The organism is Acinetobacter lwoffii (assembly GCF_024129595.1).
In the GTDB taxonomy this organism is placed as follows: domain Bacteria; phylum Pseudomonadota; class Gammaproteobacteria; order Pseudomonadales; family Moraxellaceae; genus Acinetobacter; species Acinetobacter lwoffii_O.
Genome location: NZ_JAMXXS010000011.1, coordinates 1 through 16,158 on the forward strand (window position 1 = coordinate 1; position 16,158 = coordinate 16,158).

The following is a 16,158-nucleotide window of genomic DNA, read 5'->3' on the forward strand; positions in this document are numbered from 1 at the left end:
AGTTACCGAAGCAACTTCCCCCGCTCGACTTGCATGTGTTAAGCCTGCCGCCAGCGTTCAATCTGAGCCATGATCAAACTCTTCAGTTTAATACTATGTAGTGCCTTAAAGGGCACCAATCTTGGCTCATCAATTTTCTGACAAATATTTCTCAAATAAACTTCGAGTAATTTCTACCATCAATCAATGAAAATAATTTCGATCAATCAACCAGTAAAAATCCACACAAGTTGTTCTTCATAATCTCTTAATGATCTTTCTTAAAACCTCATCAGCTTTAAGCTCCAACCCAATCATTTAACGTTTCGTTTCATGCATTGCGTTGGTGTGCTGCGTATTCTATACAGTTTCAAAACGAGCGCAAGGGATTTTCTTAAAAATATCCAAAAAAACCAACCATACGTTTATTTTTTAATCTAAAAGGCTATTTTTAACACTTTTTTTGCGTTTTTCTAGCTAATTCCGCATGAAAAGTTTAAGCAAATGTTAATTTTCCAGCCCTCATCTCATAAAAAAAGATCACCCTAATGGTGATCTTTTTGATTCTTCATCAAAATATTTTAATTTGTCTGCTCAGCGAGCCAAGTCATAAATTTTTGACGTTCAGCTTTAGAAGCTTTCTGCCATAATTGAATCAGCTGCTGATCATTCTGGTCTGCTGACTGAGTATATACAGCTGAAGGTTGATTAACTGGTGTCGCAGCTTGAGTTGTCATATCTACTTTTTTAGTCAACACGCGATTTCCAAACCATGGTTTCGCTGCATCTTTAGCGCCCGCCTGCTGGACTAAGAGCTGATTTTTCGCATCATATAGGCCAATAATGGGCTGATCTTTATATTTTTGCGCTGCATCAAAATCTTTAGGCGCCTGAATAAGTGCTAAACGGTAAGTTTCACCATCTTTAAGGCTTGGTGTTTTTACCGTAACCACACCTGACTTTAAAATGTCATGTGAATTGTCTGAATGCTGGAAAAATTCGTTATAGCGTACGCTGATCGCATTTACACCTGCATCCAAGCTATAAGTCTGATTAGAACGTAATAGACCCGAGTTCACCTCTTGATCATTTACGGCAACAATTTTTATTTCTTCAGGTACTGTGACGGTCACTGCCGAAAAAACTGGTGTGCTAAACAGAAACACTGCTGCAGTTGCCGCAATACGTAAACCCATATCCTATACTCATTTTTGGTTGTTTATTAAAAATTAGCTGCACTATGCCGCGTCTAAATGACAATCTTATGACAAAAGCTGGAGCGATACAGCCTGTGTTCTTAGCATTTATTTGGCTAGACATATCACATCATATCTAAATACAACTCTAAGACATAAAAAAGAAGCATCAAAGTGCTTCTTTTTTATAACCTAAAATCGTTTACGCAAAGGTCTTAAAGCGTTCTGCATCATCCATAAAGGTTTTTTCACCTGCAGGAGCTTCAATCGAACCAAATACCAGTTGAGCGCGAAGTTTCCAGTGAGATGGAATCTCGAAAGTTTGTGCAACTTCTTCATCAATAATTGGATTGTAGTGCTGCAATGAAGCACCGATATTTTTTTCTGCCAAAGCGGTCCAGGTTGCAAACTGTGCAATAGCGGAAGAATGCTCAGACCAGACTGGGAAGTTATCTGCATAGAGTGCAAACTGCTCTTGCATCGACTTCACCACATTCTGATCTTCATAAAACAGAGCGGTTCCATAACCTGCTGCAAAAGCATTGATCTTGCTATTGGTTGATTCAAATGCATCTGCTGAAACAAGGTCACGTAAAGTTTCACGTACAATATGCCAGAAGGTATCATGTGATTGACCAAATAAAATCACCACACGCGAGGTTTGCGAGTTAAAAGATGACGGACTGTGCTTCACCGCATCTTTAATGATTTTCTCAATTTCTGCTTGATCCAGATCTACATTTTTTCCAATTGAATAAATGCTACGACGTTGTTTGATTTGATCTAAAAATGCCATGAACCCACCTCTGTATATTTTGATTATTTGAAAATCGATAAAGTCATATTACGTGCTTTAAACACCCAAGACAGGTGCATTTCGATAACAATGTGTTTTATTTATAGAACAATCAGATTTAGATCTGAGTAGCGTATTTGTATCTGATTTTATCCGCAGCTTCCATGCTGTCACATATAAAGTTCTCTATAAAATTTTAATTAAATACTTTGAAACGTTGCTGATCCGGCTTTTGTAATTTTTCTTCTACTGTTTGTTCAATTGATCCAAAGCAAAGTTGTGCTCGTAACAACCAGCTCTTTTCAATCTCAAAATGTTCAGCGACCCTTTCATCAATCAGTGGATTATAGTGCTGTAAGGATGCCCCTAAGCCAGAATCTGCCAGCGTCGTCCATACAGCAAATTGCGCCATACCGGAAGTTTGTTCCGACCACGCTCGAAAATCCTCACTATTTAATGGCATTTTCTTTTGCAATTGTTGAATCACGGCTTGATCTTCATAAAACAAAACCGTGCCATAGGCAGCAGCACATTGATTCAACTTGATTTCAACCCCTTCATAAATATGTGCCGGCATATACTGACGCTGTACCTGTTTCACAATTTCCCAGAATTGATGATGAGAATCTGCAAATAACACCACAATGCGCGTAGTTTGAGAATCATAAGCCGAAGGGCAACTGCGCACTGCTTCCTGAATGATTTCGCCAAGATAAGCCTGACTATAATGTACCCGCTTACCGAGTTGATCGATACTACGGCGCTTTTTCAATTGATCGACAAAAGTCAATTCTAAATCATCATTCAGTTTATTTTTTCTTGAAAATTTAAAATCCTTGGTTATATCGCTTGTTAATACCTGACCAATCTTATTTAGCAATGCCATTTTCTACCCCACAAAAAACAAGCCAAATCAGCTTAGAGAATCCCCTACAATTATAAGGCCTTTATTAAGATAGGCAGATTTAGTGGTGGTTTTACTGTCGGTTTTTACAACACTCGAACTGGCTAAAAACAATAAACTCCGCACTTGGCGGAGTTTATGTGAAGCATTGCGCATTATTTATTTTTCAGTTTCAAATAATGCAGCAACAAAAGATTTGGCAGAGAATGGACGCAAGTCATCAATTTTTTCACCGACACCAATAAAGCGAATCGGCACATGAGTACGACTGGCGATATTAAACAGTACCCCACCTTTGGCAGTACCATCAAGTTTGGTAATAGTTAAGCCCGTCAAGCCTACCGCCTCATCAAACATCTCGACCTGATTAATAGCATTCTGACCAGTACCGGCATCGACCACCAACATCACTTCATGAGGTGCAGTGGCATCAATTTTCTGCATTACACGTTTTACTTTAGTCAATTCCTGCATCAAATGACCTTTGTTATGCAAACGGCCCGCTGTGTCTGCAATCAATACATCCACACCTTTGGCACGCGCACTTTCAAAAGCATCGAAAATCACTGAAGCTGAGTCAGCACCATGACCCTGAGCAACAACCGCAATATTATTACGCTCACCCCAGATCTGGAGCTGTTCAGTTGCAGCCGCACGGAAAGTATCGCCTGCTGCCAACATGACGGTCTTGCCTTCACCTTGCAGGCGCTTTGCCAACTTGCCAATGGTAGTCGTTTTACCGACACCATTCACACCAACTACCAGAATCACATAAGGCGATTTATTCGGATCAATATGCAGCGGTTTTACCCGTGGTGCCAATAAAGCCACCAGTTCTTCCTGAAGCGCTTTATAGAGTGAATGCGAATAGATCAAATCACCACGTGCCGTACGTTCAGTCAGGTTAGCGATAATGGTCTTGGTGGCTTCCACACCGATATCGGCCACCAGAAGCTGCTCTTCGACTTCTTCTAATAATTCATCATCAATTTCTTTACCACCGATCAGGATATTTACCATCCCATCGGCAAGGTTTTTACGGGTTTTGGTTAAACCCACTTTCATACGGCTAAAGAAGCCACCTTTCGCCGCAGAATCTTCATTTTCAGTTTCTGTTTCGACAGGTGCAGAAACTACAGCTGTTTCGCTTGGCGTTTCTACGATAGGCACATTGACCGCAGGTAAGCTCGGTAATGTGACATCATCATCTCCGATATCAGCATCAATCAAAAATTTGTTTTGCCCATTAGATTGCTGTTGCATGCCGAATCCTTGAAAAGCATTGCGTTAAAAACCCAGATTCTACCATAACTTGCCTGCTTTGCAGCTAGCAATGCAAATGCTGGACAAACATACCAAAAAGCTACAGCTCTCGGTTGCTTTCAAGCACGCATTTATTAAAAATAACTCTAAATACAAACGCCTATTTCAGGAGATCTAGTGTTCATCACCTTTTTGACTATCTCCTCTTTCTCGCAAATGATCAAACAGACGCTTTATCCACTCGGTGCAGCAGTCTTGCTTAGCCTGAGTTTTAACTCGGTTCAGGCACAAACCCGAAGCGAATTGTCACGGACTACTTTTGAAACCACGTTAAGTAACGGTTTAAAAGTCATTATTCGGGAAGACCATCGTGCGCCCATGGTAATGACACAAATTTGGTACAAAGTCGGCAGTAGTGATGAATCCGGAAATATTCTGGGGGTATCCCATGCACTTGAACATATGATGTTCAAAGGCACTCATAAAGTCCCAAATGATGAATTTACCCGTCTTAGCCGGATTTATGGCGGCAGTATCAATGCGGCCACCTTTACCAATTACACCAATTATTATCAGCTTTATCCTAAGGCCTATTTTCCTATGGCCCTGGAACTTGAATCTGACCGGATGAGTAATTTATTACTTCGACAGCAGGACTTCGAGCCAGAAATTAAAGTCGTCATGGAAGAACGGCGCCAGCGCACCGATGACAATCCGCGTGCGCAAGCCTTTGAACGGTTTAAATGGATCAGTTATCCGACCAGCCACTACCGTCAGCCGGTGATTGGACACATGAAAACTCTGAATAATATTCAGTTGAATGATGTCAAAAAATGGTATCGGGACTGGTACAGTCCGAATAATGCCATTCTGGTGATTGTTGGAAATGTAGAATCTGAAGCTGCTTTGGCTCAGGTACAAAAATATTTTGCTGACATTCCCGCACGTCCAACCCCAGCACGCAATGATGTACTGGAGTTTGAGCGTTTGGGTTATCGCCATATGGAGATCAATAGCAATGTTCAGGTGCCCAATCTGTACATGACCTGGAATGTAAAATCCCTTGGCACTGCCAAAAACCCCCAAGATGCTTATGCCTTGACCATTATTCGCAGTCTTTTGGACAGTGGCATTTCTTCGCGCCTGCAAGACCGATTGGTACGTGATCGTAAAATTCTGACCTCTGTCAGCGTTTCTTATGATCCCTATAATCGCGGCGACAGCCTGTTTGGTATTTCTGCCTTACCTGCGCCGGGCATCTCTTTGCAAGAAGCACAACAAGCAATTCAGGATGAAGTGGATTTACTTAAAACTACAGCGATGACCCAACAGGAAGTGGATCGTATCAGTACCCGCTTTATTTCCAATTTGATCTATAGCCAGGATGATATTGCCGGACAAGCCAAAATGATTGGAAATCTAGAGGTCAATGGCTTGAGTTATCGCCTGATGGATGAATTACCGAAACACTTTGAAAGTGTCAGTGTTCAGGATATCCAGCGCGTCGCCAACGCCTATTTTGTGCGTGAGAATCTCAGCACGCTTTATCTCTCACCCGAACAAAACACCCAGCAACGGGGATTATAATGCTTCAGCTTCGTCCATTTTTGCTTATTTCAACTTTAAGTCTTAGCTCGGCTACCCATGCAGAAAACTATCTTAACCCTCAACCTGACCAAAATGACAACCCCAGTCAGTTACAGTCTATCCCTTTACTGCAAAGTTTAAAAAATATTAATCAGCAACGAGAATTTCAGGCGCCTTATATTCATGACCTGAACAATCGCTATAAGGTACGTACACTGTTCGTTGAAACGCAGGATCTTCCCATGGTAGATATCCAGCTGACCTTTAATGCCGGTTCGGCTCGTGATCAGGAAATTACCAAAGGTCTATATGGCCTATCCAATATGGCAGCCAAGTTGATGCGTGAAGGAACCGACAAATATAGCGCCAATCAGGTGGCGGAAGTTTTTGACCAAACCGGAGCACAATTCAGCGTACAAGCCTATCGGGACATGTTTGTGGTCCGTCTGCGTACGCTTTCAGACCCGGAAAAACTGGAACCCGCATTGAGCATGCTGATGGAGGTTCTTAAGAATGCGTCATTTAAACCGTCCAGCATTAATCTGGCTTTAAGCAATACCCAAGTGGGACAAAAACAGCTGCAGGAAAACCCAAGCCGACTGATGGATATCCGTTTTTATCGCGCTTTATATGGTCAGCACCCTTATGCAGAACCAATCAGCGGCACCCAAGGCAGCACCAAAAAAATTAATGCAGAATTATTGAAAAAATTTCGTGATCAGTTTTTGGTGGCGCAAAATATGAATATTGCCATTACTGGCAAACTCAGCCCGAAACAGGCACTCGAACTGTCTGAACGAATTGCCGGCAACTTACCTCAAGGGCAAAAAGCAGAAACATTGCCACAGCCTGAAATTCAATCTGGCTTTGAAGTGGTACATCTACCCTATAACTCGTCTCAGGCGCATGTCACCTTTGGGCATTTAGGCCCAACCCGCTTTACTGAAGATAAACTGGCTTTAGAAGTCGCCAATCGCATGTTTGGCGGTAGCGGATTTAATGCAGTATTGATGCAGGAACTACGGGTGAAACGTGGTTTTACTTATGGCGCTTATAGTTCATTGAGCTTTAGTCAGGCACCCGGCGTATTCAGCTTTAAGTATTCCACGCGTCAGGATCAACTGCTAGACAGCATTCAGGTCGCACATCAAGCATTTATCCACTTTGTCAGCCAACCTATTGATACTCAGCGTCTGGAAGAAACCAAAGCAGGCATGTTACGTGCTTTTCCTAATAATTACAGCAGTAATGCCACCATTAATGCCCAGCTAGGCAATATGGGTTTTTATAGTGAGCAAACTGATTATTTATCCAGTTATCCAGAACGCTTGGCTAAAATCACAGCGGCAGATGTACAAAATGCAGTGCGCAAGCATTTTCATCCTGATCGCTTAACCCTAGTCGTCGTCAACAAAGAACTGGATCAAAATGCCTTGAAAATGCGTTTGGAGCGAAATTTAATGGATGCCAATTATTACTTACCAACAAACCCTATGCCTAAGGCATCTCCACAGAGACCGGCGGAAGCTGACGTGCCCGAAGTGATTCCTGCTGATAAGCCTGCATCAATTTAAGATATTGCCCACGATGGATATGCTGCTGCTCTAATAAAGCGAGTGCCATATCCTGAGTTTGGGGAAGGTTTTGCTGTTTAGACAGTTGCTGAATCTGGGTGACTTGAGCAATGCTCAACGGACGATATAGAGCAAATGCGGCTAAAAGTAGAATGATCGCAATAATAAAAATAACCACACTGTTATAAATCTGTTCCAGTTTGATTCTGCTGAAAAATTGGCTTAGTTTTTCTGTATCTATAGACATACACTACCTCAGGTTAGAGGTAGTGTATGGTCGCAGTTACATAAGTTCAAGTCAGCGCACTGAATATTCATAAGAGCTGAATCCTGCTATTTCGAGGACTAATTCATGATTCTGGTAATAATTGTTGAATACAGCACCAATGCAACAACAAGCAATACCAGTGCAATTGCAAATTTACTTAAACCCGCTTCTGCTTCAGGCGGATGCAGACGATCCTCATCTGCAATGCGGACCAGCTCACCATTATAAAGCTTATAAAACTGCTCACGCTGGTTTTCATCCAGCGCACGGGTAAAGTCGTAGACTTCTTTACGTTGTGCCAGTCCATAATCACCCAGATGGGTATGTTTACTGAATATAGCTTGATCGAGTTTTTTACGATGCAAATCGGCAAGTTCCATAATTTGACCTGCAGTCGGAGGCATATCAAATTTCACACCATCTAAAGTTCTTGTCATCATGGCCTTCTCCTTATTGTTTGCTATCCATTTACAATGTAGCTTAATAATATTTATAGTTGTGTATAGTTTAATCAGTTAAACTATAACTTAAGTAAACAAATAAAATCGAATAGTTGACTTTTCCATTATTTTGTAATATTAGTTTAACAATACTAATTTATATTTGTATTTAGACTAAATAGTCTATCCTGTAATCATAATTAAAATTAAGGAGTTTTTATATGATACAACAACTCTCTCAACACGATCTGGAACATCTGTACGCAGATGCCGTGAATACCATTCAATCGCAAATGAACTTTGCTGATGCGGTAAAACAGCTTGAAGAAGCCGCTCGTGCTGGCCATGGTAAAGCAGCGCTTTTTTTAGCAGAACTTTATTATCAAGGTTTCCGTGTAGAACGAGATTCACTCAAAGCCCAGTACTGGCAGAACATGGCCACCATGCAAGCATAAAGAAACGTCACCTAGGTGGCGTTTTTTTATGCCCTTTTTTCAATAAGTAGCAATCAATACATATTTTCTTACGAATCCTTGCAAAGCTGAAACAGTAATTTCATATAAAGTTTCTAGAATAGAGCCTGAACTCCAATAGCACTTTATTCTAATGAAACCACGAAAAATTATTCAATTTGATCCGATCTGCAAAAACTTTCTGTTAAAGATCACGATGCTTAAATCTTTGATGAATTGTGGCGAGCTATGGGGCGCATATCACCAAGGCTGGGCGATGATGCGTGACCAGGAAGACTGTATCTTCCCATTCTGGCTCAATCCGCTGGATGCCAAAAATTATGCCCAGCAACATTGGCCGGATTACATTCCACGTAAAATCAATTCTGAAGATTTTGAAAATGCATTATTACCCACCCTGTCGCGACTGAATGTTACGCCAGCGCTGTTCAATACCAATGGAACCAAACTCAAACTGACTGCTGCACAGATGCGTCATCTGTTTTTTTCGCAACAAAGACTGCACATTGCTTAAATAACATGCTATTTATAAAGACTAAAACCTAAACACTTAGAGATGTTCAGGTTGAATACATACTCTAGGATTAATAATAAATTGACCAATAAGGATGATTAAGCATGACCAATGTGGCACAGGTGCTCAGTGAAAAAATGCATCAAGCTATTTATACCATCCGTCCAGATTCTACCGTTTTAGAGGCCATCACCTTGATGGCGGATAAAGGAATCGGGGCGCTTGTGGTAACCCATGAAGACAACGTGGTGGGGATTTTGTCAGAGCGGGATTACACTCGTAAAATCGCGCTGATGCAAAGAACCTCATTCGACACCACTGTTAATGAGATCATGACCTCTAAAGTGATTACCGTAAATACAGCTACTAGCGTAGAAGACTGTTTATCTCTGATGACTGAACGCCACCTACGCCACTTACCCGTGGTCGAACATGAAAAACTGATCGGTCTGATTTCAATTGGGGATTTGGTCAAGGCCGCCATGGATGACCAACGTAAATTGATTGAACAGTTACAGCAATATATCTCAGGTTAAAACATCATCTAGCTTTCTCTAAGGCATTTGAAGATCACTTAAGTGACACCAAGATAAAGTTTTATATCTGATGCATAAAAAATCCCGGTACGTGTATCGGGATTTTTTTATATGAACATTCTGAATAAAATCAGTTTAGACCTAATTTTTCTGCGACGTAATCTGAGTCTTTATCACCACGACCCGATAAGTTCACCACAATTTTGGTATCTTTTGGCAATTTACCCGCTTCACGAATTGCCCAAGCCACCGCATGCGAACTTTCTAGTGCAGGCACAATCCCTTCTACACGGGACAAGGTCATAAATGCATCCAGACATTCCTGATCGGTTGCAGTCGTATACTCAACCCGACCCAAATCTTTAAGCAAGCTATGCTGCGGCCCCACACCCGGATAATCCAGACCAGAAGCAATTGAATGCACTGGCAATGGCTCGCCTTGTTCATCTTCAAGCACATAACAGGCCATCCCATGTAACTGGCTCGGTTTACCTAAGGTCAAAGTAGCTGAGTGCATATCGGTATCTAAACCATGACCTGCTGGCTCAACGCCTACCAGTTTCACATCTGGTTCATTTAAAAATGCAGTGAATGCGCCTACTGCATTAGAACCGCCACCCACACAGGCAACAACATAATCAGGATTTGCACCAAAACGTTCATTGGCCTGAACTTTAATTTCATCACCGATAATCGACTGAAAATCACGCACCATCATCGGGAATGGGTGCGGTCCAACCACCGAACCGATGGCATAAATGTAATTTTTCGGGTCTTTTAAATATTCTTCAAAAGCACTGTCGACTGCATCTTTGAGTGTGGCTGTACCGCGAGTCACAGAAATCAGTTTGGCACCCAGAATCTTCATTTTCACGACATTTGGATGTTCTTTTTCAATATCCACCTGGCCCATATGAATTTCACACGGAATACCCACCAAAGCACATGCGGTTGCCAGTGCGACACCATGCTGTCCTGCACCTGTTTCTGCAATGACTTTGGTCTTGCCCATATATTTGGCAAGTAGTGCTTCACCTAGACAGTGATTGATCTTGTGTGCGCCAGTATGATTCAGATCTTCACGTTTTAAATAAATCTGTGCTCCACCGAGCTGTTCAGAAAGGCGTTTGGCATGAAATAGTGGACTTGGACGACCGACGTAATGAGCAAATAGGTCTTTCAGTTCATTCTGAAATTCTTCAGTCTGACGAATTTCCTGATAGGCCACATTAATATCATCCATGGCCTGTTTCAGATCGGGTGAAATAAACTGACCGCCATATTGACCAAAAAACCCTCTTCATTCGGTAACGCAATACCATTAATTTGATGAGCCATAATCATGCCTGAAATTTTAAATAAGAGATAATGAGTGACTTTATACTAGAATAATTTGTTTTAAAGCACTAATAACTATAGCTAAAGTCACTTATAGATAAATGGAATTAACGTGCCAGATATTTGGTCATGTCTTCAATGCCTTTCAATGTCATTGGAAACATATGATTTTCAAATATTTGCTGGATCAGACCAATGGTATGGGTGTAATGCCAGTATTTTTCTTCTTCAGGATTCAGCCAAGCGGTTTTATCAAAATGCTGACGCAGACGCTGTAACCAGACCTGTCCCGCCTCATCATTCATATATTCAACCGAACCACCGACAGAATTCAGCTCATACGGCGCCATACTGGCATCCCCGACCACAATCACCCGGTAATCGCGCCCATAGGTATTGAACAAATCCCAGGTATTCATGCGTGAACTGGAACGACGGACATTGTCTTTCCAGACATAGTCATACAGACAGTTATGGAAATAAAAATATTCCAGGGTTTTGAATTCGGTTTTCGCAGCACTGAACAGCTTCTCACACTGAGCAATATGCGCATCCATCGAACCACCGACATCGAACAGCATTAAAACTTTGATGCGGTTACGACGCTCGGGCACCAGTTGTACATCCAGAATACCCTGCTTGGCCGTTTCACGAATCGTACCATCAATATCCAGTTCTTCAGCAGCACCCTGACGGGCAAATTTTCGTAGACGGCGCAATGCCATCTGCATCTGGCGACTTCCCAAAATCTGCTCATCGTCCAGATTTCGATATTGGCGCTGTTCCCAGACTTTCACCGCAGAACGCTTACGCCCCGGCCCGCCAATACGCACCCCTTCAGGATGATCGCCATAGGCACCAAAGGGTGAAGTACCACCGGTACCAATCATCTTGTTGCCGCCCTGATGTTTTTTATGCTGTTCGCGCAGGCGCTCTTCCAGCATTTTCATCAGTTCTTCCAGCGATCCGGCTTTTTTCAGCTCTTCGCGCTGCTCCGGGGTTAGATGTTTTTCGAGAAGCTCCAGATCAAACCAGTCTTTAGGCAGTTTATGCATCTGATTGAGAAGTTCATCAATATCGAAGGTTTGAATACCATCAAAATAGTCTTTCATGGCGCGGTCGAACTTATCAAAATAACGCTCGTCCTTGACCATCACGGTTTTGGCGAGCTGATAGAATTCGTCCTGATCGGCAAAGACCAGTCCTGCAGCAACCGCCTGATTCAGGTCAATCAATTCGCGGGTCGATACCGGCACGCCGTATTTGCGTAAGGTATAAAACAGTCGCACAAACATGCGTGTTTCTCCCTTAACGACGTGACATAAAGGCTAGACGTTCAAGTAACTGCACATCTTGCTCATTCTTGATTAATGCACCGTACAAAGGTGGAATTGCTTTAGATTTATCAGTATTGCGCAGAATATCTTCCGGCATGTCGTCAGCCATGAGTAGACTGAGCCAGTCGATCAGTTCAGACGTTGAAGGTGGTTTTTTTAAACCCGGAATCTGGCGCAATTTAAAGAAAACCTGTAAGGCTTCATTCACCAGTGTGGTCGAGATATTGGCAAAATGCACATCAATGATTTCACGCATGGTGGCTTCATCCGGGAATTCGATGTAATGGAAGAAGCAACGACGCAGGAAAGCATCTGGCAATTCTTTTTCATTATTTGAGGTAATGATCACGATTGGGCGCTGAGTTGCGGTAATGGTCTCGCCTGTCTCGTACACATAGAACGACATTTTATCGAGTTCATGCAGCAAGTCATTTGGAAACTCGATGTCTGCCTTGTCAATTTCATCAATCAGCAGAACACAGCGTTCTTCACTGGTAAATGCTTCCCACAATTTGCCCGGCTTGATGTAGTTCTTGATGTCATAGACACGGTCATCACCCAACTGGCTATCGCGCAAGCGGGATACGGCATCATATTCATACAGACCTTGCTGTGCTTTGGTAGTAGACTTGATGTGCCAGGTGATCAGTTCCAAACCCAGACTTTCTGCAACTTGCTCGGCCAGTAAAGTCTTACCTGTACCCGGCTCCCCTTTGACCAGCAACGGTTTTTGCAAACTGCGTGCAGCTTTCACCGCAAGTTTTAAACTGTCAGTCGCGATGTACTGATCGGTACCTGAAAATTGTTGAATATCAGCAGACATGATTGAACCTTATTTTTTACTTACAGCGGTGAACTTTTCTCGTGAACACGAATATTGCTTTTGTTCGACACATAAGTCGACCAGCAATAGCCAATCACAGATCCGATCCCAATGACAAATAAAATAAGTGACGCATTAATCCAAACCAGGGATTGCTCTTTGGTCAACACCCCAAATAACAGACCGAAGATCGCAGGTGCAATAGAAGCATTCGCCCCCTCAGATACCGTCGGTGTCAACAGAATGGCAAAGGCCACAATCCACAAAAAACCGCCCATAGGTTTAGGTAGACGTTTGGTTACGCCATACCAGCACCATAAAGCAATCAGGCTGCCGAGCAAATAAACTGCTACGGCAATGCTCTGTTCAGGAATTGAGTCTAATACAGCCACATAACCATTCATTTCACAACTCCTGAATTAACATTAAGCACCGCGTAAACCTTCTGGTGCGACCGCATTTGGATCAATCAAGCCTTCTGGTGGCATTTGCAGGAAGAAACCGCGGGTTTCAATAGAATCCATGACATGCAAGACATTGGCACGTGCCAGTTTACGTGATTCGCTTAATTCAAGATGCATGACAAAAGTCGCACGTCCAAATGCTGCCTGTACTGCTTCAGTCAATACGCTTAAAGGTTCGAATGTTTCAGCTTCGCTTTCATTCGCAGGACGCGCCACATACAGATACATTTCACTTTTTTTACTGGATTTGTAGATAGACACTTGCATATTTCAAACGACTTTTCTGGAAAAACAACCGCAAGGATACATCAAAAAAAAGACAGAAACATTAGCCACGTCTCATGCATCAGTCGTGATTTTGTATAATTGCTTTTTCTTTAACCAATCCTGTAGCTAATCACTCGCTGACTTTCATCTGGGTAGACAGATAAGATTCATCCTGATGCAATACCTGAATCAGTGGCCGAGTTAATAACTCATAGCGCCACCCAAGCAGATAATCCGGCAGATCCTGTTCATCCTTGTGAAAAACTACATGCTGATACAGTGCATTCAACCATTTCTTGCGCATCAGCACTTCTTTGGGAATCGAGGTTTCATTGACCACATGTTGAATAATTGAATCAATTTTTTCGCCAATATCTTTGGAAGAATGGCGAATTGGACGTGCCAGACGTAAAGGCCAATTTGCCGGCTCCGGCAGGAATTTCAATAAATCTAAAATGGTTTTGCCATGCTCACGAACCACATTCGAACGAATGTCTTTCACATGACTCAGCTGGAAATTATTGCGCGGGAATTTTTCCACCAGATCAATCATGCTGGCATTTTTCAAAATGAAACTGCGTGGCTGATTCAGTGCTTTGGCAATCTGATCACGCCAAACCATTAATTGCTGCAATTGCATCAGCTGACGGCGTGAATGCCGGTAATTTCCGACATCCTGATACAACAAGGCAGTTGGGGTATCTTCGCCAATTTCCTGAGTCAGAAAACGGCAATCTTGCAAGGCAAAATCCAGCAGATCTTTCGAATCCAGATCCTGTTTAATTTTCTCTGACAGTTGCACCAGATAATGCACATCATTGGCAGCATAGAGCAACTGTTCGGAACTGAGTGGACGCGCCAACCAGTCAGAACGGGTCTGGTCTTTTTCGATATCGACTTCCAGCATCTGCTTCAATGCATTTTGATAGCTGACTTGCAGACCATGCCCAAGAAAAGACATGCCAACCTGAGTGTCAAATACATTACTCAGCGATTTCTTCTGGGTATAGTGATAGATCAGGTCGATATCTTCACTACAAGCGTGAAAAATATTCTGCTGTGCGTTAAAAATTTTATTAAGGAACTCAGTCAGATCCAGCGTGGTTCCATCCAACAAATAGACCTTGTTGTCTACGTTAATCTGAAAAACACCCAGCTTAGGCCATAAGGTATCAACCTTGATAAACTCGGTATCCAGCCCATAAACTGAATTCTGATCCATCAGCTTCAGTACATGAGTTAAGTCGTTTTGATGTTGAATAAATTGAAACATAGAACTGAGTCTAAGATTAGATTCTCGATAGATCCATATTAACTGATCTATAGAATTTTTGTATAAAAAATAACGTCAATTCTGCCCTATTTCCTAAAAAATGGCGCTTACTTATCAGGATTTATATTCTAATTAATATCTTTTTTATATTAAAACTAACAAGATATTTAAGCTCAGCTTACTTCATGCGCATCCGATTATGTACTGCCTGACTCAAGGTATGACTATCGACATATTCCAGCTCACCGCCTTGCGGTACGCCTTGGGCAATTCGGGTCATCTGGATCGGCAAATGTTTGCTGGCCTCAACCAGATAATGCGCCGTGGCCTGACCTTCTACCGTGGCATTGGTTGCCAGAATCACTTCTTTCACCTGACCATTGGCCAAACGATGCAATAAGTACGGAATACCAATTTCTTCCGGTCCAATACCATCTAGTGGCGATAAATGTCCACCCAATACATGATATTTCCCGCGGAAACTACCACTTTGCTCAATCGCCATGACATCTGCAGGCGATTCCACTACACAGAGCAGTTCATCATCACGATCCAGCGAACTGCAAATATTGCAGACTTCATCTTCGGTCAGAGAATGACAGATTGAACATTCATGAATGTGATTGGTAGCCTCAGTCAGCGCATGTGCCAGACCAATAGCACCCTCACGATTTTTCATGATCATATGCAATGCCATACGTTGAGCCGATTTTGGCCCAACGCTTGGCAAAATGCGTAATGCTTGAACGAGTTGATCAAAACGATCACTAAACATTGCGCATTCTTCCTTAGAACATACCTGCAAGACCAGGCGGTAAACCCATGCCTGAGTTCGCTGCTTTCATTCTTTCGTCAGATACCACTTCTGCCTGACGTGCTGCATCATTCATTGCCGCTGCAATCAGGTCTTCGATCATATCTGGATCATCCTGAAGTAATTCAGGATTGATTTCGATACGTTTCACCACATTACGGCAAGTCATGGTCACTTTGACCAGACCGCCACCCGCCTCGGCATGCACTTCAGTTTGCGCAAGCTCTTCTTTGGCTTTTTTTACGTTATTTTCAACTTCTTTCTGCATGCGCTGAGCTTGCTGCATCAACATGTTAATGTTCATAAATATCT

The 16,158-nt window shown here is 42.4% G+C and carries 18 protein-coding genes, 1 rRNA gene and 1 pseudogene; 5 read left to right on the forward strand and 15 right to left on the reverse strand.

Annotation, left to right across the window (positions count from 1 at the left end; genetic code table 11):
- The 5 genes from NI466_RS07195 to ftsY all read right to left on the reverse strand — a co-directional run.
- Nucleotides 1-89: ribosomal RNA gene (locus NI466_RS07195) — 16S ribosomal RNA — on the reverse strand; the annotation flags it as partial.
- A 471-nt stretch (nt 90-560) separates the two neighbouring features.
- Complete coding sequence (locus tag NI466_RS07200; protein WP_253114260.1) at nt 561-1,175, reverse strand: DUF2057 family protein; 615 nt, start codon at nt 1,173-1,175, stop codon at nt 561-563.
- A gap of 202 nt (nt 1,176-1,377) precedes the next feature.
- Entirely contained in the window at nt 1,378-1,971 is a 594-nt protein-coding gene (locus NI466_RS07205) for a nitroreductase family protein (protein WP_004731228.1), read from the reverse strand.
- A 196-nt stretch (nt 1,972-2,167) separates the two neighbouring features.
- Nucleotides 2,168-2,857 carry a nitroreductase family protein gene (locus NI466_RS07210; protein WP_253173212.1) on the reverse strand — a complete coding sequence of 230 codons (690 nt, stop codon included), beginning with the start codon at nt 2,855-2,857 and terminating at the stop codon, nt 2,168-2,170.
- Nucleotides 2,858-3,034: 177 nt separating this feature from the next.
- Nucleotides 3,035-4,138, reverse strand: a complete 1,104-nt coding sequence (ftsY, locus tag NI466_RS07215) for a signal recognition particle-docking protein FtsY (RefSeq protein ID WP_004278679.1) — start codon at nt 4,136-4,138, stop codon at nt 3,035-3,037.
- A gap of 177 nt (nt 4,139-4,315) precedes the next feature.
- Here ftsY and NI466_RS07220 point away from each other — a divergent pair, with 177 nt between their 5' ends.
- Both NI466_RS07220 and NI466_RS07225 read left to right on the forward strand, forming a co-directional pair.
- The gene (locus tag NI466_RS07220; protein ID WP_082180573.1) at nt 4,316-5,725 is read left to right on the forward strand and encodes a M16 family metallopeptidase; all 1,410 of its coding nucleotides are present in this window, start codon (nt 4,316-4,318) and stop codon (nt 5,723-5,725) included.
- Entirely contained in the window at nt 5,725-7,299 is a 1,575-nt protein-coding gene (locus tag NI466_RS07225; protein ID WP_253173213.1) for a M16 family metallopeptidase, read from the forward strand. The genes NI466_RS07220 and NI466_RS07225 overlap by 1 nt, the downstream gene beginning before the upstream one ends.
- On the opposite strand, the gene NI466_RS07230 is transcribed toward NI466_RS07225, so the two are convergent.
- Nucleotides 7,223-7,546 carry a hypothetical protein gene (locus tag NI466_RS07230; protein WP_253147313.1) on the reverse strand — a complete coding sequence of 108 codons (324 nt, stop codon included), beginning with the start codon at nt 7,544-7,546 and terminating at the stop codon, nt 7,223-7,225. The genes NI466_RS07225 and NI466_RS07230 overlap by 77 nt on opposite strands.
- Nucleotides 7,547-7,644: 98 nt before the next feature.
- Entirely contained in the window at nt 7,645-8,004 is a 360-nt protein-coding gene (locus tag NI466_RS07235) for a hypothetical protein (protein ID WP_034436454.1), read from the reverse strand.
- Between the two features lie 224 nt (nt 8,005-8,228).
- Between NI466_RS07235 and NI466_RS07240 the strand changes: the two genes are divergently transcribed.
- The 3 genes from NI466_RS07240 (at nt 8,229) to NI466_RS07250 (ending at nt 9,530) form a co-directional block, all read left to right on the forward strand.
- Nucleotides 8,229-8,462 (forward strand): SEL1-like repeat protein, encoded by a 234-nt coding sequence (locus tag NI466_RS07240; protein ID WP_004278686.1) that lies wholly within the window; start codon nt 8,229-8,231, stop codon nt 8,460-8,462.
- A 151-nt stretch (nt 8,463-8,613) separates the two neighbouring features.
- Nucleotides 8,614-8,994, forward strand: a complete 381-nt coding sequence (locus tag NI466_RS07245; protein WP_004645256.1) for a DUF2750 domain-containing protein — start codon at nt 8,614-8,616, stop codon at nt 8,992-8,994.
- 104 nt (nt 8,995-9,098) lie between these two features.
- Nucleotides 9,099-9,530: a CBS domain-containing protein gene (locus NI466_RS07250; protein WP_004278688.1), complete on the forward strand. Its 432-nt coding sequence runs from the start codon at nt 9,099-9,101 to the stop codon at nt 9,528-9,530.
- Nucleotides 9,531-9,660: 130 nt separating this feature from the next.
- Here NI466_RS07250 and trpB read toward each other — a convergent pair.
- The 8 genes and pseudogenes from trpB to NI466_RS07290 form a co-directional block, all read right to left on the reverse strand.
- Nucleotides 9,661-10,868, reverse strand: a pseudogene (gene trpB / locus NI466_RS07255) (tryptophan synthase subunit beta).
- A 107-nt stretch (nt 10,869-10,975) separates the two neighbouring features.
- Complete coding sequence (locus NI466_RS07260) at nt 10,976-12,163, reverse strand: vWA domain-containing protein (protein WP_253173214.1); 1,188 nt, start codon at nt 12,161-12,163, stop codon at nt 10,976-10,978.
- A 13-nt stretch (nt 12,164-12,176) separates the two neighbouring features.
- Nucleotides 12,177-13,028 carry an AAA family ATPase gene (locus tag NI466_RS07265; protein ID WP_005262763.1) on the reverse strand — a complete coding sequence of 284 codons (852 nt, stop codon included), beginning with the start codon at nt 13,026-13,028 and terminating at the stop codon, nt 12,177-12,179.
- A 20-nt stretch (nt 13,029-13,048) separates the two neighbouring features.
- A complete protein-coding gene (locus NI466_RS07270; RefSeq protein WP_005106668.1) occupies nt 13,049-13,432 on the reverse strand; it encodes a hypothetical protein in 384 nt (127 codons plus the stop codon).
- Between the two features lie 21 nt (nt 13,433-13,453).
- Entirely contained in the window at nt 13,454-13,759 is a 306-nt protein-coding gene (locus NI466_RS07275) for a YcgL domain-containing protein (protein WP_004278695.1), read from the reverse strand.
- 130 nt (nt 13,760-13,889) lie between these two features.
- The gene (locus tag NI466_RS07280; protein ID WP_086044738.1) at nt 13,890-15,032 is read right to left on the reverse strand and encodes a ribonuclease D; all 1,143 of its coding nucleotides are present in this window, start codon (nt 15,030-15,032) and stop codon (nt 13,890-13,892) included.
- Between the two features lie 178 nt (nt 15,033-15,210).
- Nucleotides 15,211-15,807 carry a recombination mediator RecR gene (recR, locus tag NI466_RS07285; RefSeq protein WP_253173215.1) on the reverse strand — a complete coding sequence of 199 codons (597 nt, stop codon included), beginning with the start codon at nt 15,805-15,807 and terminating at the stop codon, nt 15,211-15,213.
- A gap of 13 nt (nt 15,808-15,820) precedes the next feature.
- Nucleotides 15,821-16,150 (reverse strand): YbaB/EbfC family nucleoid-associated protein, encoded by a 330-nt coding sequence (locus NI466_RS07290; RefSeq protein WP_004278699.1) that lies wholly within the window; start codon nt 16,148-16,150, stop codon nt 15,821-15,823.
- Nucleotides 16,151-16,158 lie beyond the last annotated feature (8 nt).

Bases quoted from the DNA above. Each gene is read 5' to 3' on its own strand.
- NI466_RS07200 (WP_253114260.1), bottom strand. From the start codon at position 1,175: ATGGGTTTACGTATTGCGGCAACTGCAGCAGTGTTTCTGTTTAGCACA.
- ftsY (WP_004278679.1), bottom strand. From the start codon at position 4,138: ATGCAACAGCAATCTAATGGGCAAAACAAATTTTTGATTGATGCTGAT.
- NI466_RS07260 (WP_253173214.1), bottom strand. From the start codon at position 12,163: ATGTTTGTGCGACTGTTTTATACCTTACGCAAATACGGCGTGCCGGTA.
- NI466_RS07270 (WP_005106668.1), bottom strand. From the start codon at position 13,432: ATGAATGGTTATGTGGCTGTATTAGACTCAATTCCTGAACAGAGCATT.
- NI466_RS07280 (WP_086044738.1), bottom strand. From the start codon at position 15,032: ATGTTTCAATTTATTCAACATCAAAACGACTTAACTCATGTACTGAAG.
- NI466_RS07250 (WP_004278688.1), top strand. From the start codon at position 9,099: ATGACCAATGTGGCACAGGTGCTCAGTGAAAAAATGCATCAAGCTATT.
- NI466_RS07290 (WP_004278699.1), bottom strand. From the start codon at position 16,150: ATGAACATTAACATGTTGATGCAGCAAGCTCAGCGCATGCAGAAAGAA.
- NI466_RS07240 (WP_004278686.1), top strand. From the start codon at position 8,229: ATGATACAACAACTCTCTCAACACGATCTGGAACATCTGTACGCAGAT.
- NI466_RS07225 (WP_253173213.1), top strand. From the start codon at position 5,725: ATGCTTCAGCTTCGTCCATTTTTGCTTATTTCAACTTTAAGTCTTAGC.
- NI466_RS07265 (WP_005262763.1), bottom strand. From the start codon at position 13,028: ATGTCTGCTGATATTCAACAATTTTCAGGTACCGATCAGTACATCGCG.
- NI466_RS07245 (WP_004645256.1), top strand. From the start codon at position 8,614: ATGAAACCACGAAAAATTATTCAATTTGATCCGATCTGCAAAAACTTT.
- NI466_RS07205 (WP_004731228.1), bottom strand. From the start codon at position 1,971: ATGGCATTTTTAGATCAAATCAAACAACGTCGTAGCATTTATTCAATT.
- NI466_RS07235 (WP_034436454.1), bottom strand. From the start codon at position 8,004: ATGACAAGAACTTTAGATGGTGTGAAATTTGATATGCCTCCGACTGCA.
- NI466_RS07230 (WP_253147313.1), bottom strand. From the start codon at position 7,546: ATGTCTATAGATACAGAAAAACTAAGCCAATTTTTCAGCAGAATCAAA.
- recR (WP_253173215.1), bottom strand. From the start codon at position 15,807: ATGTTTAGTGATCGTTTTGATCAACTCGTTCAAGCATTACGCATTTTG.
- NI466_RS07275 (WP_004278695.1), bottom strand. From the start codon at position 13,759: ATGCAAGTGTCTATCTACAAATCCAGTAAAAAAAGTGAAATGTATCTG.
- NI466_RS07210 (WP_253173212.1), bottom strand. From the start codon at position 2,857: ATGGCATTGCTAAATAAGATTGGTCAGGTATTAACAAGCGATATAACC.